This window comes from Gordonia bronchialis DSM 43247 (assembly GCF_000024785.1).
Lineage (GTDB): Bacteria > Actinomycetota > Actinomycetes > Mycobacteriales > Mycobacteriaceae > Gordonia > Gordonia bronchialis.
Genome location: NC_013441.1, coordinates 4371545 through 4393816, shown reverse-complemented (window position 1 = coordinate 4393816; position 22272 = coordinate 4371545). Strand labels below are relative to the sequence as shown.

Here is a 22272-nt window from a genome sequence, read left to right as displayed (position 1 = left end):
GAGATGAACATGACTGTCACCGGCTTTGTCCGGCAATGTGTTGCGGCACTGGGCGTGATCGTCGCGCTGACCCTGCTGCTCGGCGTGGCCTATCCGGCCGCGGTGTGGGCCGTGTCCCGGATCGGGTCGAACTCCGCAGAAGGGTCGCAGGTCACCGACGCGCGCGGCTGCGACGTCGGGTCGTCGCTGATCGGTCTGGACCCCAATGTCGCTGCCGGTCAACCGGACCCGTATCTGCATGCACGAGTTCTCGGTGGGTCGGGCGAGCCGATGGCGACCGGCGACCCGGCCGCGTCGGCCGCGAGTAACAAGGGGCCCAACAACTCCGATCTCGTCGAGTGGATCAACGCCCGCCGCACGATCATCGCCACGCGGGAAGGGGTCGCCCCGGCCCGCGTGCCCGCCGACGCGGTGACCGGCTCGGGATCGGGTCTCGATCCCGACATCAGCCCGGCCTATGCGGCCCTGCAGGTGCCGCGGATCGCCCGGGTCAACAAGCTGTCGGAGCAGCGTGTTCGGGAGATCATCGCCGAGCACACCGACGGCCGCCAGCTCGGAGTTCTCGGGTCGCCGACGGTCAACGTCCTCGACGTCAACCTCGCTCTCGGTCTCGGACCGTTGACCTGCCGGTCATGACGGCCGGGCCGGGGAGCGCGCGATACACTGACGGTCATGGCCGACAGCGGTGATGGCCGAGCTGGTGATGGCCGGGGTCGGCTCGAGGTATTCCTGGGATGCGCACCAGGGGTCGGCAAGACCTATGAGATGCTCGCGACGGCCCGGGGGTTGATCGACGAGGGTTCCGATGTCGTTGTCGCGGTGGTGGAGTCGCATGGACGCTCCGCCACCGCGGCCCTCGTCGAGGGGCTGGAGGTGGTCGAGCGGACCAGCGTCGCCTACCGGGACGCGACCCTGGAGGAGATGGACCTCGAGGCCGTCCTCGAGCGGCACCCGCAGGTGGCCCTCGTCGACGAGATGGCCCACACCAATGCACCCGGACTTCGAAACACCAAGCGGTGGCAGGACATCGAGGTCCTGCGCGATGCCGGTATCGATGTGCTGACCACCATCAACATCCAGCATCTGGAGAGTCTCAACGACGTGGTCGCCCAGATCACCGGTGTCACCCAGCGCGAGACGGTGCCCGACGAGGCGGTGCGCGCCGCCGACCAGATCGAACTCGTCGACATCGATCCGCAGGCTCTGCGGCAGCGCCTCACCGCCGGCAAGGTGTACCCGGGCCGTCGGATCGACGGGGCGCTGACCAACTACTTCCGGCAGGGAAATCTCACCGCGCTGCGGGAACTGGCGTTGTTGTGGCTGGCCGACCGGGTCGATGACACGCTGGCCGACTATCGGGCCGCCAACGCGATCACGGCCACGTGGGAGGCGCGGGAACGCGTCGTCGTCGCCATCACCGGCGGACCGGAGTCCGCGGCACTGATCCGCCGGGCCAGTCGCATCGCGTCGCGGTCGAGCGCCGAACTCGTCGTGGTCCACGTGGTACGCGGCGACGGACTGGCGCAGCGGACACCGATCGACATGACGGCGCTGCGCGACCTGGCGGCGGGATTCGGCGCCAAGATCCACACCGTCGTCGGCGACGACGTTCCCGCGACACTGCTGGAGTTCGCCCGCGGGGTCAACGCCACCCAGCTGGTCCTCGGTACGTCACGGCGGCCACGGTGGCAACGCATCCTCGACGAGGGGGTGGGCGCCACGGTGGTGCGCGAGAGCGGACGTATCGACGTCCACATGGTGACCCACGAGGAGACCAGGCGCCGCCATCGCCTCGACATCCGGGAGACGCGGTTTCATCGGCCGCTCAGTTGGGCCGCAGCGGTTCTCGTGCCGCTCGCGGTGACCGGGATACTCATGCTCCTCGATCCCTGGCTGGGGTTCTCGAGCGAGTCGGCGTTGTTCTTCGTCGCAGTCCTGGCGGTGTCGATGCTCGGCGGTATCGCCCCGGCCGTACTGTCGGCGGTGGTGTCGGGTCTGCTCCTCAACTACTTCCTGACCAATCCGCGCTACACCTTCACCATCGACGAGCCGGACAACCTGATCACCATCATGGTGATGCTGATGATCGCGATCGCCGTTGCGGTGCTGGTGGATTCGGCGACGGTACGCCGTGCGCAGGCACAGCGCGCCGGGCGCGACGCCGAGCTGTTGTCGCTGTTCTCCACCACCGTCCTCGGCGGCGCCGATGTCCCGGCCCTGCTGGAGAAGGTGCGCGAAACCTACGATCAGCGCGGGGTCACGCTGATCCGGCGGCCCAAACGCGGTGCGCCGGTGATCGAGTCGAAGGTGGGCACCGAGCCGCCGGCCGATGAACAGGCGGCCACCACGGTCTGCCCGGTGCCCGGCGGTGAGTTCGAGATGTGGCTCACCGGACCGGAACTCGGGGGCCGTGACCGTCGGGTGCTGACGAGTGTGGCCACCCAGGCGGCGGGAGCGGTACAACGCCGGCAACTGGAATCCGAGGCGGCCGAGGCGGCCGCGCTTGCCCAGACCGACGAACTTCGGCGAGCGCTGTTGTCGGCGGTCAGCCACGACCTGCGGACCCCACTGGCCGCGGCCAAGGCGGCCGTGTCGAGTCTGCGCAGCACCGACGTCACCTTCAGCCCGGAGGACACCGAGGAATTGCTCGCCACCATCGAGGAGTCCACCGATCAACTGTCGGCGCTGGTGGGCAACCTGCTGGACTCGTCGCGGCTGGCGGCCGGGGTGGTGCGGCCCGAACTACGCCGCACCTATCTGGCCGAGGTCATCCACCGTGCCCTGTACGCGGTGGACCGGCGCTCGGTGGACACCCCGGACGTCACCGTGGACCTCCAGCAGGAGTGGGCCTACACCGACGCCGGGCTGCTCGAACGCGCGCTGGCCAACCTCGTCGACAACGCGGTACGCCACGGCGGCGACGAGGTGCGGGTGCAGGCGCGGCCCGACGGGACCCGTTGTGTCATCCGGGTGATCGACCACGGGCGCGGGATTCCGCCGGAGCAGCGCGAGCGCGTGTTCACCGCCTTCCAGCAGTACGGCGACCGCAATGGATCGAGTACCGGTGTGGGACTGGGTCTTTCGGTGGCGCAAGGGTTCGTGCGCGCCGTCGGCGGATCCATCTCGGTGTCGGGGACCCCGGGCGGCGGGACCACCATGGAGGTCTCGCTGCCGATGTTCGCATCACCGGCCGAGGCCGGTGAGCTGTGATGGAGCCCCAGGTCCGCGTGCTCGTCGTCGACGACGAGCCGCAGTTGTTGCGGGCGTTGCGGATCAATCTCAACGCGCGAGGATTCGCGGTGACCACCGCCGCGGACGGGCGTGAGGCGCTGACGGCGGCGTCGCGGATGGATCCGCATGTGGTGGTGCTGGATCTGGGGCTGCCCGACATGGACGGGCTGACCGTCCTGGAGGGACTGCGGGGGTGGACGACGGTGCCCGTGATCGTGCTCTCAGCACGTTCCGATGCCGCCGACAAGGTCTCGGCCCTCGACGCCGGTGCCGATGATTACGTGACGAAACCGTTTGGGATGGAGGAGTTCCTGGCGCGTCTTCGGGCTGCGGTGCGACGCGGCGCGGTGTCCTCGGGATTGCCCGAGGTCCCGATGGTCGACGCCGGATCGTTCCAGGTGGATCTCGCGGCCAAACAGGTCACCCGACACGGCGAACGGATTCATCTGACACCCACGGAATGGGAAATTCTGGAGATCCTCGTGCGCAACGAGGGAAAGCTGGTGTCGCAGAAGGAGATCCTCAATTCTGTGTGGGGTCCGACCTATCTTGGGCAGAGCAACTACCTGCGGGTCTACCTCGCGAGTCTGCGCCGCAAGCTCGAGGACGACCCGGTGCATCCACGACACCTGATCACCGAGGCAGGGATGGGATACCGGTTTGTCGCGACATGAGCGGCTCGCCGTGACGGTCACGGCCGACGAACTGCCGCCGGGGCTCGTGGCGCAGGCAGAGCTCGGTCCGGACTGGGCCGACTGGCTGGATCGCCTGCCCAGGCTCGCGTCAGATCTGCTGGGAGACTGGGACCTCGGCCGTGACGGGGCGACGTTGTGGCACGGATTCGAATCGCTGGTCATCCCGGTACGGGATTCGGCGGGCGGTGAGGCAGTGCTCAAGGTCGCCTTCGACGGCGACGACGAGGGGGTCCACGAAGCCTTGGGGCTTCAACACTGGGGTGGTCGCGGCGCGGTGACACTGATGCGTGCCGATCCGCGTCGTCGTGCCCTTCTCCTCGAACGGTTGGAGCGGCACGACCTGACCGGCGTCGACGACCTCGAGGCATGCGCTGTGGTGGGCGAACTGTATGGGCGCCTGCACATCCCGGCACCACGCCGGCTGGCGACGTTGACCTCCTACGTCCAGCGATGGATCGACGCATTGGCGGACGTGCCACGCGATGCCCCGATTCCGCGGCGGCTGGTCGAACAGGCGTTGTCCCTGGGAGGAGATCTGGTGGCTGATGCGTCGAGCATCGGAGTGATGATCCACGGGGATCTGCACCACGAGAACGTTTTGCGGCGCGGCGGCTCCGAGTGGGTGATCATCGATCCGAAGCCGCTGTCCGGTGACGCCCACTACGAGCCTGCCCCGATGCTGTGGAATCATCTCGACACCCACGGCCGACGAGACGTGCGGGAGGTGGTGCGGGCCAGGTTTCACACCATCGTGGACGGAGCCGGCCTCGATCCGGACCGGGCCCGCGACTGGGTGATCGTGCGGATGATCCTCAACGCGCACTGGGCGATCGAAGATGCCGAGCGGATGTCGCGGGCCTTGACGTCGTCGGAGCGTGAGTGGATCACCACGTGTATCGCGGTGGCCAAGGCCGTGATGGACTGACCGGCTACCCGGCTGCGGGTCGGACAGTGAAGAGGGTGCCCAGTTCTGGTGTGGCAGGCGTGTTGCCGGCCAGACGCAGACCCATCCAGGCGGTGACCTGGTTGGCGGTGAGAACCGGTTTGGCTGCTCTCCTCTCCAGATCGGCCACCCACATGGCGGTGTGGAGTGCGGTGTCGGGGATGAGAAGCGCCTGTGCGCGTGGAGAATCCGAGCGGTTCAGCATTGCGGAGAGGCCGTCGCCGTCGAGTTCTCCTGCCTTGGTAGCGGTTTCGATGTCGTGTGACGTCAGCCTGACGACCTCGATGCCGGCGTCGCCGAGGAAATCGGTGAAACGGGAGGCGACCGGCTCGGGATAGGTGGCGGCGATCGCGACCCGGGACACGTCGATGGCTGCGCAGGCGGCGGCGAAGGCGAGCGAGGTGGAGGAGGCAGGAAGGCCGGTGGCGTCGGCGAGTCGCTGGGCCTGTTCGCGTGCGCCCTTCCAGCCGTAGAGAAAGCTCCCGGATGTGCACGCCCACATCAAGGCGTCGGGCTGCTGCTCGGTGGCCAGCCGGGCGCCGCCGATGAGTCGGTGTTCCTCGCCGACCGAGAGCATGGCGTCGACGGTGTGGTCGTCGGAGTCGATGTCGGTGATGACGACCGGCAGCCGGACCCTCGAACCCCCCTCGGCATCCCCACCGGCGGCATTGACGGCCGCCTCGATGAGCGGATAGTCGTCTTCGGCCGCGTGACCGGGGTAGAGCATCGCCACCGTGGTTGTCACTCCGTCACCTCCCGAGTAGATTGTCAACAATCTACCAACCAGAGTGGAGGGGGCGCATGCCGGACGGGGCTCGTTGGATGTCGGCGACAGAGCTCGCCGCGGGTTATCGCTCGGGCGAGGTGTCGCCGGAGTCGATCGTCGGAGGACTCCTCGAGACGATCAACGCCGTCGATCCGGAGATCAACGCGTTTTGCCTGGTAGATGCGGACGCCAGCGTCGCTGCCGCCCGGGCGTCGGCGGAACGCTTCGCGGCCGGGAATCCGCTCGGACCGCTTGACGGCGTGCCCGTCAGCATCAAGGACCTGCTGCTCACCAAGGGGTGGCCCACCCTGCGCGGGTCGCTGATGATCGAGCCCGACGATCTCGAGTGGGACGTCGACGCCCCTGCAGTGGCTCGTCTGCGGGAGGCGGGCGCCGTCCTGCTGGGCAAGGTGACGACACCGGAGTTCGGCTGGAAGGGCGTCACCGACAGCCCCCGGACGGGGATCACCCGCAACCCGTGGGACACCACCCGAACCTCCGGCGGGTCCAGCGGCGGCAGCGCCGCGGCGGTCGCGGCCGGCCTAGGACCCCTGTCGGTGGGCACCGACGGCGGCGGTTCGATCAGAATCCCGGCCGCCTTCTGCGGAATCGTCGGGTTCAAGGCAACTCTCGGGCGGGTGCCGATGTACCCGCCGAGCCCGTTCGCGCCGGTCGCGCATGTGGGCCCGATGGCCCGGACCGTCGCCGACGTCGCGCTGCTGTTGGACACGATCAGCGGATTCGACCCGCGTGACTGGGCGGCGCTGCCCACGCCCGCGGACAGCGCCGCAGCCGCTGTGGCCTCGACAACCGACCTGGCCGGCTTGCGGATCGGGTACAGTCCCGACCTGACGTTCGGGACGAATGATGCTGGGGTGCACGCCAATACCGACCAGGTCGTCGCAGTACTGGAACAACTCGGCGCCGAAGTGGAGAAGGTCGACCTGGGCTGGGAGGACCCGGTGTGGGCCTACCACGTGCTGTGGTACGCGGGCGCCGCGGCGGTCGTCGGAGCTTTGGGGCCGGCGGCCGACGAGCGGGTGGACCCGCTGTTGCTGGAGGCGATCGAACGGCATCGCGACATCACGTCGGCCGACTACCTCGACGCGGTGGCGTTGCGGATGGAACTCGGCACCCAGATGGGGCGGCTGCACGAGCAGTTCGACGTCATGATCACGCCATCGATGCCATCGGTTGCCTTCGAGGCGGGCCGCACTGTTCCCGACGGGTGGGAATCGCCTGAATGGACGTCGTGGTCGCCGTACACCTACCCGTTCAACCTGACCGGGCAGCCCGCCATCACGGTGCCCAGCGGATTCGACGGTCGGCTACCGACGGGTGTGCAGATCGTCGGCGCGCGTCACCATGACGCGACAGTCCTCCGCGTGGCCGCCACCTACGAGAATGCGGTCGGCGGCTTTGCGACCCTGGAGCAACGGCCATGACCGACCGATTCATCAGCGTGACCCTGGAAACCCGGGGCGTCACCGCGACCGCGCGTCTGCTCGACGACGAGGCTCCACGCACCGCCGGCGTCGTGTGGGATGCCCTGCCACTGGGCGGTCAGGTCTACCACGGCAAGTTCGCACGTAATGAGATCTACACGTTACTCCCGTCTTTCGCGGCCACCGAACCCGGTCCTGAGAACACCACGGTGACACCCATTCCCGGCGACCTCTGCTACTTCACCTTCGACGGCGTGCTGGACAACCCGGCGTACGGCTACCAGCCGGATTCCGCACCCGCAGAACATCGTTTGCTGATCGATCTGGCAGTGTTCTACGGCCGCAACAATCTCCTGATCAACGGCGATGTCGGGTGGGTGCCCGGCAACGTCTTCGCGACGATCACCGAGGGGCTGGATGCGTTCGCTACGGCCTGCAACGACATCTGGATGGGGGGCGCACGAGGCGAAAAGCTGTCGTACGCCCGGTATCCAGGGTAAGAAAGAAGGTAATGACGGTGGCGATCGGAGTGGCTTCTCCCGGCTCAGCTCCGGGTGGTGATGGAACCTCGGCTCACCAGCGCGAACGTCGCGCGGGGGGGCGTCGTCGGGTGCTCACCCCCCTCGTGCAGGAGTCGACACCGGCAATCATTGCGCGTAAGTTGCACAATGCCATCGCGAACGGCGACTTTCCGCCCGGTGCACAGCTCACCGAATCGGGACTCGCCGCGGACCTTGGGGTCAGTCGTGGTCCGCTGCGGGAGGCGATGCAACGCCTGACGGCCGAGGGATTGCTGGTCAGCCACCGTCACCGTGGGCTGTTCGTGGTGTCGATGGATGACGACGACATCCGAGACATGTACGTCGCGCGTACCGCGGTGGAACGTGCCGCCGTCGAACAGGTGATCGCACAACGTGATCCGGATGCGATGAGCGAGCTGGCCGCGGCGGTAGACGCCATGCGTGCGTATGTCGACGAACCCAATGGCGCGGGGATGGCGGAGGCGGACATGCGCTTTCACCAGACCCTCGTCGAGCTTGCCGGAAGTCAGCGGTTGTCGCGTCTGCACGAGACCATTCTCGTGGAGACGCGAATGTGTTTGCGAGCCATGCGGGGAACGTATGCCTCGGGAAAGGAACGGATCGACGAACATCAGGCGTTGGTGGACGCGATAGCCGCTGGAGAAGCACAGGCGGCAGACGAACTGATGAAGGAGCACATGGCCGACGGCCTTCGACGGCTGGTTGTTGATGACGTCGGCGTCGAGACCGTCGGCTGACCCTTCGTGGCTCGCAAGCTCGCACCTCAGGGAGCGGGAGGCTCGCAAGCTCGCACCTCAGGGAGTGGGCGCAGATCAGGGAGCGGTGAGGCACCCCACCGACGCAGCAGACGACTACTGGCCGAACGACTTTCAGGAGGCACAGATGACCGAGGCATCATCGTCGAAGGACGTGTACGAACAACTGGCACCGGATCCGGAATCGCCAGAAGGAAAGAAGCTGCTCCGCAAGGCCATCGGCGCCTCGGCGATCGGTAACGCGACGGAGTGGTATGACTACGGTGTTTACGCTGCGGCCACAACGTATCTGACGCACGCATTCTTCCCAGGAGATCTCGGAACCATCGGCACGATGCTGGGTTTCGCGATCTCCTTTGTCCTACGGCCGCTCGGCGGGATGATCTGGGGTCCCATCGGGGACCGGATCGGCCGCAAATCGGTTCTGGCGATGACGATTCTGTTGATCTCCGGCGCGACGGCACTGATCGGTCTGCTCCCCACGCATGCGGTTGCCGGCGTGTGGGCTCCCGTACTGTTGATCCTGCTCCGCGTGATCCAGGGCTTCTCCACCGGCGGTGAGTACGGTGGCGCTGCCACGTTCATGGCCGAGTACGCACCGGACAACAAGCGCGGCCGCTACGGATCGTTCCTCGAGTTCGGCACGCTGGCCGGCTTCTGTGGCGGCACGGCAATGGTCCTCTTGCTGGAGCTGCTGCTCTCCGACGATGCGATGTACACGTGGGGCTGGCGCATCCCGTTCCTGCTGGCACTACCGATGGGCTTGATCGGGCTGTATCTGCGTTCGCAGATGGAGGACACCCCGGTCTTCAAGGAACTCGAGTACGAAGACGAGATCGAAGGCACGGCCTGGACCCGATTCAAGGACCTGCTGTCCAATTACTGGCGACCGATCCTCATCATGTTCGGGATGGTGATCGCGCTGAACGTCGCCAACTACACGCTGCTGGCCTATCAGCCGACGTACCTGAAGAACACCATCGGGTTGTCAGAGACCTCGGGCTCGACGGTGGTGCTCATCGGGCAGCTCGCGATGATGGTGATGATCCCGTTCTTCGGTTCGATGTCGGACCGCACCGGACGAAAGCCGATGTGGTGGGGGTCGCTCATCGGCCTGTTCGTCCTGTCGTTGCCGCTGTACTGGCTGATGGGACAGGGATTCGCCTGGGCGATCATCGGATTCGTCATCCTCGGGTTGCTCTACATCCCGCAGCTGGCCACCATCTCGGCGACCTTCCCCGCGATGTTCCCCACTCAGGTGCGCTACGCCGGGTTCGCCATCTCCTACAACGTGGCGACCGCGGCCTTCGGTGGTACCGCGCCATTGGTGAACGATGCGGTTGTGGAGAATACCGGGTGGAGTCTGTTCCCGGCGGCGTACATGATGGGCGCTTGTGCGATCGGCATGGTGGCACTGGTATTCCTCAAGGAGACGGCTGGATGCTCGATCCGCGGTACGGAGATTCCCAGCCGCGAGAACGACTTTCGGGAGATCCAGGGAATGAAGGTGGGTGGCGGCAGCTGAGTCTCCCCTTCTTGACTGGGTGATGTTCTCTGGTGGTTCTTCTTCTGTTGGTTGAGTAGCCCGGGGCCTTCTTCTGTTGGTTGAGTAGCCCGGAGCGCTAGCGGAGGGCGTATCGAAACCTGGTGACGGTTGCGGACAGTGTTGTGTCGCTGGTGGTTTCGACGCCGCGGCGGTCTCGCTTCGCTCGACCGTCGCGGCTCAACCAGCGGTAGGGGGCGGCGGCTCAACCAGCGGGTGGGGCGTGGTGGCTCAACCTGCTGGTGAGATCGGTGTGCCGAGGAGGCGGAGGGCGGCCAGGGCGTAGGTTCGGGCGGCGGTGACGAGGTCGGCGACGGCCACCGACTCGTCGGGCTGGTGGGCGTCGGTGTTGATGTTGCCAGGGCCCAACACGATCGCCGGGATGCCCAGGTCGCGGCTGATGAATCCACCGTCACAGGCGGCGCTCCAGCCGCCGACCGAGGTGGTGCCGCCGGCGTCGGTGACCGCGCCGACCGACGTGGTGACCACGGGATGGTCTGCTGCGGTGGCGAATCCGGGCATCTCCATGGTGACCCGAACGTCGACGGTGATGCCGTCGGAGTCGATTCCGGAGGCCGCGATGGCCGAGCGCAACTGCTCGGCGATGACGTGCGGATCCTCGTCGGGCATGAGGCGACGATCCACGCCGAGTGAGCAGGTCGGGGCGACGACGGAGATGCCCTGACCACCCGTGATCGTGCCGACATTCCATGTGCCGCAACCCAACAGATCGTCGAGGGTCATCGCGAGTTGCTCGTGATCGAAGCGGATGAGGTCGACGATCGACGCGGCGGCATTGATCGCGCTGCGTCCGTCGGACGGCCGTCCCGAGTGGGCGGCGCGCCCGAAGACGTCGACCTCGAGGTACGACGCGCCGCGACAACCACGGACGACCTGCATGTCGGTGGGTTCGGCGACGATGCACCCCAGGAAATCGTGATCGGCTGGGCGGGAGACGAAGTCGCGGACTCCGATGCCGTGCTCTTCCTCGTCGACCGTGCACACCAGCCGCACCGGGCCGGACAACTCGACGCCGTAGGCCGGGGCGTGGGCCAGCGCCTGCATGGCGGCCACCACCGCGGCGAGTCCGCCCTTCATGTCGGTGGCGCCGCGACCGTAGATGCGGCCATCGGCATAGCGTGCCCGGTAGGGATCGGCGGTCCAATTGGGGCCGGCCGGGACCACGTCGGAGTGCCCGAGGAACATGATCCGTCCCGGTGTTTCCGGAGGGTTCGTCTCAAGGGAGAATGAAACCTATGGCAGTGGCAGGATCGAAGCGATACTCGGATGAGTTGAAGCGCGACGCGGTGGACATGGTCGAGCAGTTGGTGGCTCAGGGGTCCACCGAGTGGGCGGCGATGGGCAAGACTGCGGATTTGCTCGGAGTCGGCTCGGCGGAGACGGTTCGCCAGTGGGTGCGCAAGGCGCCGTCGGGCGCCGCCAGCGCGCCAGCCAAGGCCGATAGCGAGGAGATTCGACGACTCAAGCGCGAGGTGGCCGAGCTCAAACGAGCGAACGGGATCCTGAAGGCGGCGTCGGCTTTCTTCGCGGCCGAGATCGACCGGCCACACCGCTAATTGTGGAGTTCATCCGCACTCACCAGGGACACCAGGTGGGTGCGGATGGCCTTGTCTGGGGCGTCGATTCGATGTGCGCCGTGCTCTGCGAGCATGGTATCCACATCGCCCCGTCCACTTACTATGATCACATCAACCGCGGGCCGAGCGCCCGCATGTTCGCCGATGCGCAGGTCATCGATGCGATCTTCGCTTTGCGCCGGAAGCGACCGCTGATGCGGGTTCTGGGTTCACGCAAGACATGGATAGTATTGCGCAGCAGTGGTATTGATGTTGCTCGATGCACTGTTGAACGAGTGATGCGGGAGATGGGATGGCATGGCGCGAGTAAGAAGAAGCGAGTGCGTACGACCATCCCTGATGCGGCAGCGTCGCGGCCGGCGGATCTGGTCGACAGACAGTTCTATGCTGCGGCACCAAATCGGTTGTGGGTAGCCGATTTTACCTACTGCCGCACCAAGTCGGGGTGGGCGTACACGGCGTTCGTCATCGATGTGTTCGCCCGCAAGATTGTCGGCTGGAAAGTGGCCTCGGAAATGACAGTGAACCTGGTTACCGATGCCATCAACAACGCGATAGACAACCGAAAGCGTTGCGGTGTAGTTGATTTAACGAGACTCATACACCATTCAGACGCGGGATCGCAGTACACAGCGATTGTGTTCGGGCAGCGGTTGGCCGAGGAAGGCATCGCGGCTTCTATTGGCAGCGTTGGGGATAGCTACGACAACGCGCTCGCGGAGTCGGTGAACTCTGACTACAAGAACGAACTCGTCGACAACCAGCCGCGATTTCACGGCGCGACCGAACTGTCACTGGGCACGGCCGAATGGGTGGCGTTCTACAACCGTGAACGCCCACACAGTTACTGCGACGACCTCACCCCCGACCACGCTGAGCGACTCCATTACGATCACATGCGCACCCTCAATCCGGAGGGGGCACTCACAACCTGAGCTCTCCGGAAAAGCCGGGGTGGATCAACATCACTCCCGGGCCGGAGCCTGCGTTGAGCGTGGCAACCAGGTTGGGACGCTGCGGCGCCACCTCGTGCGTGCTGATCGACAGGCCCGATGAACGGCAGGCCCCCGCCAGGACCTCCACCGTGGCGGCCTCGGTGCCGCCGGGATTCTCGCTGGGCTCCTCCACCAGCGCGGCGGTCAGCGCAGCGATGGTGTCGGCGGTGATGTGGCCACAGACGCCCTCCTCAGCCTCTGTCAGCTGCGAGTATCCGCCCGGATAGCCGTCTGCTCTGTCGTTGTCGTCCGCACCGCTCACCCTGCCATCTTCTCAAGACTTGCCGTCAGCCGTCGGATACCCTCGTCGATTCGTTCCGGTGTGCTCGACGCGAAGCACAACCGCATCGAGTTGCGGAACCGCCCACCCGGCGACAGGGCGGGTCCGGGGATGAACGCGACCCCGTCGGCGAGGGCGACCTCGAACAGTTCGCGGGTGTCGATCTCGGCGAACTCCGCACGCAACGTGACCCACAGGAAGAAGCCGCCCTCCGGGTTGGTCGTGACGACCCGGTCGCCGAGGTGCCGGGCGATGGAATCGAGCATCGCATCCTTGCGTTCGCGGTAGAGCGCCCGGATGCCGGTGAGATGGTCCTCGAGACCGCCGCGTGCGATGTACTCGGCGACGATGTGTTGATTGGGCACATTGGTGCAGGTGTCCATCGCCTGCTTGCCGTTGATCAGCAACTGCCGCAACGACGGATCGGCGTCGACCCAGCCGACCCGCCAACCCGGGGCGAGGATCTTGGAGAAGGTGCGCACCGAGAAGACCAGGGGGTCTGCGGGACTCAGTGTTTGGAAGGTGGGCAGATCGGTGCCGGCGAAGCGGAGCAACCCGTACGGGTCGTCGTCGATGATGACCGAACCCCAGATGTGGGCCAGTCGCAGCAGTTCTCGTCGTCGCTCTTCGGACAGCGTCACACCGGACGGGTTCTGGAAGGTGGGGATGGTGTAGATGGCCTTGGGTGTTTGATGCGTATGTGCCACGAGTTCTTCCAGGCGGTCCACCTGCATGCCGTCGTCGTCCACCGGTACTTCCAGCAGCTGCGCCCCGTAGGAGAGTGCAGTAGCGCTTCCGTTGGTGTACGTGGGGGATTCGACGACGACGAGGTCGCCCGGGTCGACGAACAGCTTGCACGCCAGGTCGAGTCCCTGCATACCGCCGGTGGTGATCACCAGCCGTTCATGACTCGACGGGTCCGGTGTGGTGGCGAGGTAGTCGACGAGCAACTGCAGCAGTCGCGGCTCACCCTCGGTGGCGCCGTAGGTGAACGACGAGTTGTCGAGGATCTCGCCGGCGATCGCGCGGAACTCGTCGGCCGGTACGGCCTCGTCGGCGGGTGACCCCATCGCGAAGCGCACGATGTCGTGTGACTGGGATGCGAGCAGCGACGTGGAGGAGTCGATCATCGACCCGACGAGATCCTTTGCGCGCCCGGCCAGTGGGATGGTGGGTGCCGTGTTGCGTGCCTGGTGGATGGATTCGGTTGTGGTCATGATCGTCACCTCGCCTGCTGTGTTGTGGTCATTTCTGGATGAGTTCGCGGGGGAAGGCGGTGAAGGTCTCGACACCGCTCGGGCTGACCCGAACCGACTCGGAGAGTTCGAAACCGTAGTTGTCCATCCACATTCCGCAGACGATGTGGAAGGTCATGTTGGTCTCCAGGATGGTCTCGTCCTCGGAGCGGATGCTGATGGTGCGCTCACCCCAGTCCGGCGGATACCCGATTCCGATGGAATAGCCGAGGCGAGAGGGCTTTTCGAGCCCGTACTTGGCCAGTGTCCAGTTCCAGGTGGAAGCGAGCTCGCGGGTGGCGACGCCCGGACGGATGGCGTCGAGCACGTTCTCGAGCCCCTCGGCGGTCGCCTGCGCAACATAGTCGAGGTCTTTCGACGGTGCGCCGAGGGTGACGGTACGGGCGAGCGGACAGTGATAGCGGTTGTGCGCGCCGGTCAGTTCGACCACCACCGCCTCGTTCTCGGTGAAGGTGCCCTGATGCCAGGTGAGGTGTGGGGTGTCGGCGGCGGCACCCGTGGGCAACAGTGGGACGATGGCGGGGTAGTCGCCGCCGTACTCATCGGTACCGGTGATCTGCGCCTGTGAGATGGCGGCGGCCGCATCGCATTGGCGCACACCCACATCGATGGTGTCGATCGCGGCGCGCATCGCCTCGGAGCACACCATCCCGGCCTGTCGCATCAACTGGATCTCGGCGTCGGATTTGACCGATCGCACCCAGTTCACCAGCTCGAAGCCGTCGACGAGCTTCCACTCCGGGATGGCGTTGTAGAGCGCTCGATAGGCCTTGGGGGAGAAGAAGTGTGAGTCCATCTCCAGACCGACCGAGCCGGCCTTGGATGCCGGTGCGATGAGATGACGCTGGCGTAGTGACCAGGCGACCCAGTCGAACGGGTGGACATGCGGCCGGTGCACATAGCTTTCCGGGTAGCCGACGATCTGATCTTCGGGCAACCACGTGGTGCGGTGTGCGCCATGCGCATCCATCTCCCGCGCGAAGAAGACCATCTCGCCTTCGATGGGGACGAACAGCATCTGCGGGGTGTAGAACGACCACGCGTTGTAGCCGATCAGGTAGAAGATGTTGGCCGGATCGGTCACGATGATCGCCGACAGTCCCTGCCGGTCCATGAGTTCACGGACCCGGATCAGGCGCTGTTCGTACTCGCTGTCGGTGAACAGCTGAGCACCGAGGTACATGCTCTCTCCTTAGCCTGCTCGGATGTCCTTGCTCGAAAGTCTCTGGACTGATGGATGTTTGGCAGCTGAGTGTCAGCGTCGGACGGGAACGGCGAGGTACTTCACGTCGAGGAACTCCTCGATTCCCAGTCGACCGCCCTCGCGACCCAGACCGGATTCCTTGATCCCGCCGAAGGGTGCGGCCGGATTGGACACCAAACCCGTGTTGATCCCGACCATACCCACTTCCAGTGCTGCCGACATCCGCTCGAGCCGGTCGGCGTCCTGGCTGAACAGGTAGCCGACGAGACCCCACGGGGTGTCGTTGGCCAGGGCGAGGACCTCGTCGTCGGCGGCCGGGTCGGTGGGGTGCCCGGCGTCGCCGAAGCCGACGATCGCCGCGACAGGTCCGAAGATCTCGGTGGACATCAGATCGGCCGCGGGATCGACGTCGGCGAGCACGGTCGGCGGATAGAAGTAGCCCGGACCGTCCGGCCGGGTGCCGCCGCAACGTAGGGACGCCCCGCGGGACACTGCGTCGTCGACGAGACTTTCCACCTTGGCGACGGCCTTGGGTTCGACGAGCGGCCCGACCTGGATTCCTTCGGTGGCGCCGTCACCGACCTCCAACGCGGCCATCCGGTCGCTCAGCAGGCCGGTGAACTCGTCGAGGACGCTGCGGTGCACGAAGACCCGGTTGGCCGCGGTGCAGGCCTGACCGATGTTGCGCATCTTCGCGATCATCAGGCCGTCGACGGCACGCGGGAGATCGGCGTCGGCGCACACTATGAACGGTGCGTTGCCGCCGAGCTCCATCGACGTGCGCATCACTGTGCCCGCGGCCTGACGCAGCAGGGTCTTGCCGACCTCGGTGGAGCCGGTGAAACTGACCTTGCGGGCCAGTCCGCTGTCCATCCATTCGGTGACCACCGCGGACGGGTCGGTGGTGGTCACCACGTTGAGGACACCGGCCGGAAGCCCTGCCTCGGTGAGGATGTCGGCGAGCACCAGGGAGGTCAGCGGGGTCAGCTCGGCGGGCTTGAACACCATGGTGCAACCGGCGGCGATGGCCGGGCCGATCTTGCGGGTGCCCATCGCGAGTGGGAAGTTCCACGGAGTGATCAGGATGCACGGCCCCACCGGCTGTTTGGTGACGATGATGCGGTTGCCACCGTCGCCGGTGGTGGTGTGGTCGCCACCGATGCGAACGGCTTCCTCCGCGAACCAGCGGAAGAACTCGGCGCCGTAGGCCACCTCACCCTTCGCCTCGGCGAGGGGTTTACCCATCTCGGCGGTCATCACCGAGGCGATCTCGTCGACGCGGCCCATGATGAGTTGATGTGCGCGGTACAGGATCTCGCTGCGTGCGCGGGGGGCGGTGGCCGCCCACTGCGCCTGATGATCGGCCGCGGTCTGCAGGGCGCGGCGCGCATCGGCGGCGTCGGCGTCGGCGACCCGGGCGAGGACCTCCTCGGTGGCGGGGTTGACCACGTCGAAGCGTTTGCCCGACGCGGCCGGGGTCCAGGCGCCGTCGATGTAGAGGTCGGGGTGGATCTTCTCGATCGAGGGAACGGTGCGGGACTCGACGGTGGTCATGGTCGGGGTCCTTTCGTGAGGGATTGCGTTGTGGCGAAGGAGGTGAGGAGCTCGGCGAGGTGGACGCCGCGGGTGTCGGCGAGGGCCGATTCGACGCTGCTCAGATGGTCGACTGACATGGCGCAGCTGAAGCCGTCGGTGATGACGGGGCGGGCGGGGTCGGCGCGCAGCGCGGGTGCGAGGGCATTCTCGGCGACCGCCATGCTCACCTCGTAGTGGCCGCGCTCGAAGCCGAAGTTGCCTGCGACACCGCAACATCCCTCGGCGTTGTGGACCGCGATGCCGAGGGACTCGAGTGCCGCCCGGCCGGTCGAAGCGCCGAAGACGGCGTACTCGTGACAGTGCGTTTGCAGGGTGACCTCCCGAGGCAGGTCGGTGGGCTGCCAGCCGGCGGCGATCAGCGTCGGAAGGTAGGACGCGAAGCTGTGGACCCGTCGGGACACGCGGTGTGCGGCATCGGTCTTGACCAGTTCCGGCAGATCCTTGCGCAGCGCCGCGGCGCAACTCGGTTCCGGCACGACGATGGGACGGTCGGTGCCGTCGTCGAGTGCTGTTGCGGTGCGCTGGAGTACTTTTCGGGCATGGTGCAGTTGTCCGGTGGAGATCCAGGTGAGCCCGCAGCAGTTGTCGGGCGAACAGCCGACGCTGTCTCCGGTGGACCCGAGCACCGAAGCAGTGTCGGTCGCGACGTGTGGCCGGAACGCCTTGGTGAACGAGTCGACGAACAGCACCGTGTCGGCCTCTGGAGACAACGGTGTCAGCTCCCGCAGTACCCGACGATCGGCGCGAGAAGCGAAGTGCGGCATGGAACGTCGCGGATCGATCCCGCCCGCACGGGCCGAAAGCACACCCAGCCGGGACGACAGTGTCCGGTTGATCAGCGGTGCGGCGAGGCTCGCCGCCGACAACCACGCCGGCATCCAGCCCAGCGAATAGTGCGACAGCGGCCGAAGCCGATGACGGTAGTGGTGATCGAGGAATTCTGACTTGTAGGTGGCCATGTCCACACCGGTGGGGCAGTCGCTCGAACACGCCTTGCAGGACAGGCACAGGTCCAGTGCGTCGGCGACGTCGGCTGACCGCCAGCCCTTCTCGACCGTCGGCGCGGTGCGCACCATGTCCTGCAGTACCCGCGCGCGGCCGCGGGTGGAGTCCTTCTCGTCCCGGGTCGCGCGGTAACTGGGGCACATCACGCCGCCGGAGGTGGTGCGACACCGGCCGACCCCGATGCAGCCCTGGACGGCGTGGACGAAGGGGTCGGGCCCTTCGAGGCTCGTCGCTGGCGCTCCTCGCAGCTCAGGGGGCGGTGGTGGGTTCGTCGCCGGCACTCCCAGAAATGCGGTGGGCCAGTGGCGGTTCGGAACGTCGGCCAAGGCGAGGTCGGCAGTGATGGGAGGCGGGTCGACGATGCTGCCCGGGTTGAGAGTGCCGCGCGGATCCCAGATGCGCTTGAATTCGGCGAAGGCACGCAGCATCTCGGGGGAGTACATGATCGGCAACAGCGCGGACCGGGCGCGGCCGTCACCGTGTTCGCCGGAGAGCGAGCCACCATGGGCGACCACGAGTTCGGCTGCCTCGGTGCAGAATCTGCCCATTGCGGCACGACCTGCCGCGGTGCGCAGATCGAAGGTGATGCGGACGTGCATGCACCCGGCGCCGAAATGCCCGTACATGACCCCTTCGAGGCCGTGCGCGTCGAGGAGTTCGGCGAAGTCGTCGAGGTAGTCGGCGAGGCGGTCGGGCGCGACGGCGGCGTCCTCCCAACCGGGCCACGATTCGTAACCGCTGCCGACGTTCTCGTCGTCGGGATCGGCGAGCCGCGAGGACAGGCCGGCGCCGTCTTCGCGGACCCGCCAGAGCGCCTTGCGGCGCACCGGGTCGTCGACCACGGTCGCCTCGATCATCCGGCCCTCGCCGCGCAGATGGTCGAGAAGACGTTTCGCGGTGGCCGATACATCGTTCTCGGATTGTGCTGCGGCGCTCTGTTCGTCGACATCGATGAACAGCCAGGCCGAGCCGTCGGGGAGGCCGGCCACCGTGTCTGGTCCGCGGCGCGCGGCCATGGTGGCCACGATCTTGCGGTCGATGCCCTCGATGGCAGACGGCGCGAACGGCAGGATGGCGGGAACGTCCCGCGCGGCGTCCGACGGTGAGTGATAGCCGACGCACAACAACAGCGCGGAGGTGGCCACCGGAACCAGGCGGACGCGGGCCGAGATGATGACGGCACAGGTCCCCTCGGTCCCCACGAGGGCTCGCGCGACGTCGAAGCCGTTCTCCGGCAGCAGTTTACCGAGATGGTAGCCGGACACCTGGCGGGGAATGGTTTCCAGAGCGGTGCGGAACATCGCGAGATTGGCCGCGGTGAGTTCCCGGAGTGCCGTGGTGATCTCGGTGGCCCGGGTGACGGCGGCCCGGTCGTCGGCGTCGGTGGCATGCAGTCCGGTGCGGGTGGCGGTCAGCGCATGCCCGTCGGCGGTGACGAGGTCCAGTTCGATCACATGATCACTGGTGCGTCCGTACCGGACCGAGTGATTTCCGCAGGCGTCGTTGCCGATCGCGCCACCGAGCGTCGCGCGTGACGCCGACGACGGGTCGGGCGCAAAGGTGAGCGCGTCGCCGGTGACCGCGCGTGCATGTGCGGCCAGGGTGGTGAGGACGACGCCGGTTTCGGCCACTGCGGTACATGTTTCGGCATCGACGTCGAGCACTCGATTCATGTGCCGGGACAGATCGAGGACGACGCCGGGGCCGATGGCGTTGCCGCCCATGGACGTTCCCCCACCGCGTGCGGTCACCGGCACCTCGTGCGCATGACAGTGGCGCAGGACGGTCACGACATCTGCGGTCGACCGCGGAAACACCACCGCTTGTGGCGGGATTCGGTAGTTGGAGGCGTCGTAGGAGTATTCGGCGAGGCGTCGAGTGGAATCGTCGGCGTCGACGCCGAGGTCGCGCAGGTCGGTCGCGATGCCCACCGCAGCCTAGCCGAGGACTGTCGCGAGTGCGGCTGCGAAACGTGAGACGCCCAGGTCGATTTCGTCGGCGGTGACCACGAGTGCCGGGATCAGGCGGACGACATTGCCGGCCGGCCCGCAGGTCAGGGTCAGCAGGCCGTGTGTGGTGGTGGCCTGCTGGACGGCCAGCGCCGCGGCGGCGTCGGGTGTCCGGACGCCGGTCGCGTCGGTGGTGACGAACTCGATCCCGGCCATCAGGCCCAGGCCGCGGACGTCGCCGATCTGGGCGAAAGGTGCTGTGACCGTCCGTAAACCGTCGAGCATCTGCTCCCCGCGGATGCGGGCGTTCTCGACGAGTCCCTCGTCCTCGATGACGTCGAGGGTGGCGATCGCCGCGGCGGCGGCCACCGCATTACCGCCGTAGGTGCCGCCCTGTGAACCCGGCCACGCCTTGCTCATGATCTCGGCGGGCGCGGCGATCGCGGAGATGGGGAAGCCGGAGGCGAGTCCCTTTGCGGTGATGAGGATGTCGGGGATCAGGCCGTCGGCGTGCTGATGACCCCAGAAGCGGCCGGTGCGTCCGAAACCGGCCTGCACCTCGTCGAGGATCAGCAGGATGCCGTGGGCGTCGGCGCGCTCACGGAGGCCGGCGAGGAAGCGCGGCGGGGTGGGCAGGTAGCCGCCGTCGCCGAGGACGGGTTCGATGAGGAAGGCCGCGGTGTCGTTGGGGGCGACGCGCGACTGCAGGAGGTAATCGAGCTCGCGTAGCGCGAAGTCGACTGCGGTATCGGTGTCCCAGCCGTACCGGAAGGCGTAGGGGAACGGGGCCATGTGCACACCGCCCATCAGCGGTGAGAAGCCGGCCGAGAAGCGGGTGCCGGCGGTGGTGAGGCTTGCCGCGGCGACCGTGCGGCCGTGGAATCCGCCCTGGAAGACGATGATGTTGGGCCGGGCGGTTGCCATCCGCGCGAGACGGATCGCGGCCTCGACCGCCTCGGAGCCGGAGTTGGCGTAGAACACCGAGTCGAGTCCCGTGGGCAGGACGCCACCGAGGCGTTCGGTGAGTTCGAGCAGCGGCGGATGCATGACCGTCGTGTACTGCGCGTGAATCACTTTGGCGCACTGGGCTTGTGCCGCCGCAACCACCCGTGGGTGACAGTGCCCGGTGCTGGTGACGCCGATCCCGGTGGTGAAGTCGAGGTAATCGTTGCCGTCGGTGCCGTGGATCCAGGAGCCCAGCGCATGGTCGACGACCACCGGCGTCGCCTGTTTGAGCAGCGGACTCAGCGATGCGGTCTGGCGGTGGCTGGGTGCGGTGTCGGTGACACGCGGATTCGGTTCGCGGAGGCCGGCGGTCATGGGTCCACGGTGACGCTAGTTTGTCGGATTGTCAACAATTCGACGTCGGTGCAGGTGGGAGGGGGTAGCGGCTCACGCTACTGGGTGGGCGTCGAGGGCCGCACTGAGGTCGTGCAGAGCATCGAGGGCCTGCTGCCATCGCTGGTCCCCGAGGATCGAGGCCAGGCGGTCGGCGACGATCCGGTGGGCGGGGCCGATGGCGTCGTTGGCGGCTCGGCCGTCGTCGGTGATCGCGACGAGTTTGGCGCGTCGGTGCGCGGGGTTGTCGCGGTAGGTGAGGAGCCCGTCGGCGACGAGGAGGTCGGCGGTGCGCTGCACGCTCTGGCGGGTGATGCCCATGGAGCGCGCGATGTCGGAGACGGTCAGCGGGGTGTCGATGACTGCACCGAGCACCTGCCAGCGGGTTGCGGTGAGTCCGACCGGTTGCGCCAGACTCTCCGCCAGCGCGAGGAACTGTCCGTTGAGCCGGAATACGGTGAGTGCCGAATCAGACAGCAGGCGTTGGTGTTCCGTCATCGATCGGCAGCCAGTGCGTAGAAGCCGGACGGATCCTTGAGGCCATAGAGCCGCCACCAGGCGTCGAGGACAGCCGGCTCGTAGATGTCGAGCAGGGCGAAGACCTCGCGGGCGAACTCGACCGGCGCGACGGCGGCGGCGGTGATGACCCCGCGGTCGGTGACGGCCGGGGCGTCGACGTAGTGGTCGGCACCCGCATACCCCGTCGGTGTGAGTTGTTCCGGTGCGTTGCTGGTGTGGCGCCGATCATCGAGCAGTCCGCTGCGTGCGAGGCCGAGGGTCGCGCCGCAGATGCCGGCCACCGGCACCCCGGCGTCGGCCCAGCGGCGGGCCGCGTCGACGAACTCAACGTTGCCGTCCTCCCAGCTCTGGGCGCCGGGCATGACCAGCATGGCGCTCTCGGTGGGATCGACGTCGTCGAGCGTGACGCCGGGGACCAGCGTCAGACCGCCGATGGTGCGCACGGGGGCGCGGGAGACTCCGAGGGTGACGATGCGATGTGATCCCGGTTCGCGCTGGTACTGCGGGTTGTTGATGCCGGCGGCGACGAACCCGAACTCCCAGTCGGCGAGTGTGTCGTACAGGGCGAGGTGAACGGTGGGCATGATGCGCTCCTTCATCGGATATGACAGC

Annotated in this window: 18 protein-coding genes and 1 pseudogene; 9 read left to right on the top strand and 10 right to left on the bottom strand. The window is 66.9% G+C overall.

Annotated elements, in window-relative coordinates; all coding sequences use genetic code 11:
* The first annotated feature begins 3 nt into the window (after positions 1-3).
* From GBRO_RS20315 to GBRO_RS20300, 4 genes are read left to right on the top strand one after another with little or no spacing between them, the layout of a single operon-like run.
* On the top strand, positions 4-636 hold the full coding sequence (locus tag GBRO_RS20315; protein WP_012835756.1) for a potassium-transporting ATPase subunit C: 633 nt from the start codon (positions 4-6) through the stop codon (positions 634-636).
* Between the two features lie 36 nt (positions 637-672).
* On the top strand, positions 673-3210 hold the full coding sequence (locus GBRO_RS20310; RefSeq protein WP_012835755.1) for a sensor histidine kinase: 2538 nt from the start codon (positions 673-675) through the stop codon (positions 3208-3210).
* Positions 3210-3905: a response regulator gene (locus GBRO_RS20305; RefSeq protein WP_012835754.1), complete on the top strand. Its 696-nt coding sequence runs from the start codon at positions 3210-3212 to the stop codon at positions 3903-3905. The genes GBRO_RS20310 and GBRO_RS20305 overlap by 1 nt, the downstream gene beginning before the upstream one ends.
* A gap of 10 nt (positions 3906-3915) precedes the next feature.
* Positions 3916-4851 carry an aminoglycoside phosphotransferase family protein gene (locus GBRO_RS20300; protein ID WP_012835753.1) on the top strand — a complete coding sequence of 312 codons (936 nt, stop codon included), beginning with the start codon at positions 3916-3918 and terminating at the stop codon, positions 4849-4851.
* A 4-nt stretch (positions 4852-4855) separates the two neighbouring features.
* Here GBRO_RS20300 and GBRO_RS20295 read toward each other — a convergent pair whose 3' ends face one another.
* Positions 4856-5614, bottom strand: coding sequence for a maleate cis-trans isomerase family protein (locus GBRO_RS20295; RefSeq protein WP_012835752.1), 759 nt, complete (start codon positions 5612-5614; stop codon positions 4856-4858).
* A gap of 56 nt (positions 5615-5670) precedes the next feature.
* Between GBRO_RS20295 and GBRO_RS20290 the strand changes: the two genes are divergently transcribed.
* The 4 genes from GBRO_RS20290 (at position 5671) to GBRO_RS20275 (ending at position 9902) form a co-directional block, all read left to right on the top strand.
* Complete coding sequence (locus tag GBRO_RS20290; RefSeq protein ID WP_012835751.1) at positions 5671-7080, top strand: amidase; 1410 nt, start codon at positions 5671-5673, stop codon at positions 7078-7080.
* Positions 7077-7580 (top strand): DUF3830 family protein, encoded by a 504-nt coding sequence (locus GBRO_RS20285; RefSeq protein WP_012835750.1) that lies wholly within the window; start codon positions 7077-7079, stop codon positions 7578-7580. Before GBRO_RS20290 ends, GBRO_RS20285 begins: the two co-directional genes overlap by 4 nt.
* An 11-nt stretch (positions 7581-7591) precedes the next feature.
* A complete protein-coding gene (locus GBRO_RS20280; RefSeq protein ID WP_041920000.1) occupies positions 7592-8359 on the top strand; it encodes a GntR family transcriptional regulator in 768 nt (255 codons plus the stop codon).
* A gap of 145 nt (positions 8360-8504) precedes the next feature.
* Positions 8505-9902, top strand: a complete 1398-nt coding sequence (locus GBRO_RS20275; protein ID WP_012835748.1) for an MFS transporter — start codon at positions 8505-8507, stop codon at positions 9900-9902.
* Between the two features lie 249 nt (positions 9903-10151).
* On the opposite strand, the pseudogene GBRO_RS20270 reads toward GBRO_RS20275, so the two are convergent.
* A pseudogene (locus tag GBRO_RS20270) lies at positions 10152-11138 on the bottom strand (M20 family metallopeptidase); the annotation flags it as partial.
* Between the two features lie 44 nt (positions 11139-11182).
* Here GBRO_RS20270 and GBRO_RS20260 point away from each other — a divergent pair.
* Positions 11183-12453, top strand: a protein-coding gene (locus tag GBRO_RS20260; protein WP_085950389.1) for an IS3 family transposase whose coding sequence is annotated in 2 segments (ribosomal slippage) — positions 11183-11459 and positions 11459-12453 — 1272 coding nt in all. Because the reading frame shifts where the segments join, the coding sequence is not laid out codon by codon here.
* On the opposite strand, the gene GBRO_RS20255 is transcribed toward GBRO_RS20260, so the two are convergent.
* The 8 genes from GBRO_RS20255 to GBRO_RS20220 all read right to left on the bottom strand — a co-directional run bounded on the left by GBRO_RS20255 (position 12443) and on the right by GBRO_RS20220 (position 22244).
* A complete protein-coding gene (locus tag GBRO_RS20255) occupies positions 12443-12775 on the bottom strand; it encodes a hypothetical protein (protein WP_041919999.1) in 333 nt (110 codons plus the stop codon). The genes GBRO_RS20260 and GBRO_RS20255 overlap by 11 nt on opposite strands.
* Positions 12772-14010: an aminotransferase-like domain-containing protein gene (locus GBRO_RS20250; RefSeq protein ID WP_012835747.1), complete on the bottom strand. Its 1239-nt coding sequence runs from the start codon at positions 14008-14010 to the stop codon at positions 12772-12774. Before GBRO_RS20250 ends, GBRO_RS20255 begins: the two co-directional genes overlap by 4 nt.
* Before the next feature lie 28 nt (positions 14011-14038).
* Positions 14039-15232 carry a M24 family metallopeptidase gene (locus GBRO_RS20245; protein ID WP_012835746.1) on the bottom strand — a complete coding sequence of 398 codons (1194 nt, stop codon included), beginning with the start codon at positions 15230-15232 and terminating at the stop codon, positions 14039-14041.
* Positions 15233-15304: 72 nt separating this feature from the next.
* Positions 15305-16807 (bottom strand): NAD-dependent succinate-semialdehyde dehydrogenase, encoded by a 1503-nt coding sequence (locus GBRO_RS20240; protein WP_012835745.1) that lies wholly within the window; start codon positions 16805-16807, stop codon positions 15305-15307.
* Entirely contained in the window at positions 16804-19785 is a 2982-nt protein-coding gene (locus GBRO_RS20235; RefSeq protein ID WP_012835744.1) for an FAD-binding and (Fe-S)-binding domain-containing protein, read from the bottom strand. Before GBRO_RS20235 ends, GBRO_RS20240 begins: the two co-directional genes overlap by 4 nt.
* Before the next feature lie 6 nt (positions 19786-19791).
* Positions 19792-21123 (bottom strand): aspartate aminotransferase family protein, encoded by a 1332-nt coding sequence (locus tag GBRO_RS20230; protein ID WP_012835743.1) that lies wholly within the window; start codon positions 21121-21123, stop codon positions 19792-19794.
* Between the two features lie 72 nt (positions 21124-21195).
* Positions 21196-21639 carry a MarR family winged helix-turn-helix transcriptional regulator gene (locus GBRO_RS20225; RefSeq protein WP_012835742.1) on the bottom strand — a complete coding sequence of 148 codons (444 nt, stop codon included), beginning with the start codon at positions 21637-21639 and terminating at the stop codon, positions 21196-21198.
* Complete coding sequence (locus GBRO_RS20220; RefSeq protein ID WP_012835741.1) at positions 21636-22244, bottom strand: DJ-1/PfpI family protein; 609 nt, start codon at positions 22242-22244, stop codon at positions 21636-21638. Before GBRO_RS20220 ends, GBRO_RS20225 begins: the two co-directional genes overlap by 4 nt.
* Positions 22245-22272: the final 28 nt, after the last annotated feature.

Coding starts and splice junctions, on each gene's coding strand:
- GBRO_RS20290 (WP_012835751.1), top strand. CDS start 5,671: ATGCCGGACGGGGCTCGTTGGATGTCGGCGACAGAGCTCGCCGCGGGT.
- GBRO_RS20275 (WP_012835748.1), top strand. CDS start 8,505: ATGACCGAGGCATCATCGTCGAAGGACGTGTACGAACAACTGGCACCG.
- GBRO_RS20310 (WP_012835755.1), top strand. CDS start 673: ATGGCCGACAGCGGTGATGGCCGAGCTGGTGATGGCCGGGGTCGGCTC.
- GBRO_RS20240 (WP_012835745.1), bottom strand. CDS start 16,807: ATGACCACCGTCGAGTCCCGCACCGTTCCCTCGATCGAGAAGATCCAC.
- GBRO_RS20250 (WP_012835747.1), bottom strand. CDS start 14,010: ATGACCACAACCGAATCCATCCACCAGGCACGCAACACGGCACCCACC.
- GBRO_RS20230 (WP_012835743.1), bottom strand. CDS start 21,123: ATGACCGCCGGCCTCCGCGAACCGAATCCGCGTGTCACCGACACCGCA.
- GBRO_RS20280 (WP_041920000.1), top strand. CDS start 7,592: ATGACGGTGGCGATCGGAGTGGCTTCTCCCGGCTCAGCTCCGGGTGGT.
- GBRO_RS20305 (WP_012835754.1), top strand. CDS start 3,210: ATGGAGCCCCAGGTCCGCGTGCTCGTCGTCGACGACGAGCCGCAGTTG.
- GBRO_RS20245 (WP_012835746.1), bottom strand. CDS start 15,232: ATGTACCTCGGTGCTCAGCTGTTCACCGACAGCGAGTACGAACAGCGC.
- GBRO_RS20220 (WP_012835741.1), bottom strand. CDS start 22,244: ATGCCCACCGTTCACCTCGCCCTGTACGACACACTCGCCGACTGGGAG.
- GBRO_RS20315 (WP_012835756.1), top strand. CDS start 4: ATGAACATGACTGTCACCGGCTTTGTCCGGCAATGTGTTGCGGCACTG.
- GBRO_RS20225 (WP_012835742.1), bottom strand. CDS start 21,639: ATGACGGAACACCAACGCCTGCTGTCTGATTCGGCACTCACCGTATTC.
- GBRO_RS20285 (WP_012835750.1), top strand. CDS start 7,077: ATGACCGACCGATTCATCAGCGTGACCCTGGAAACCCGGGGCGTCACC.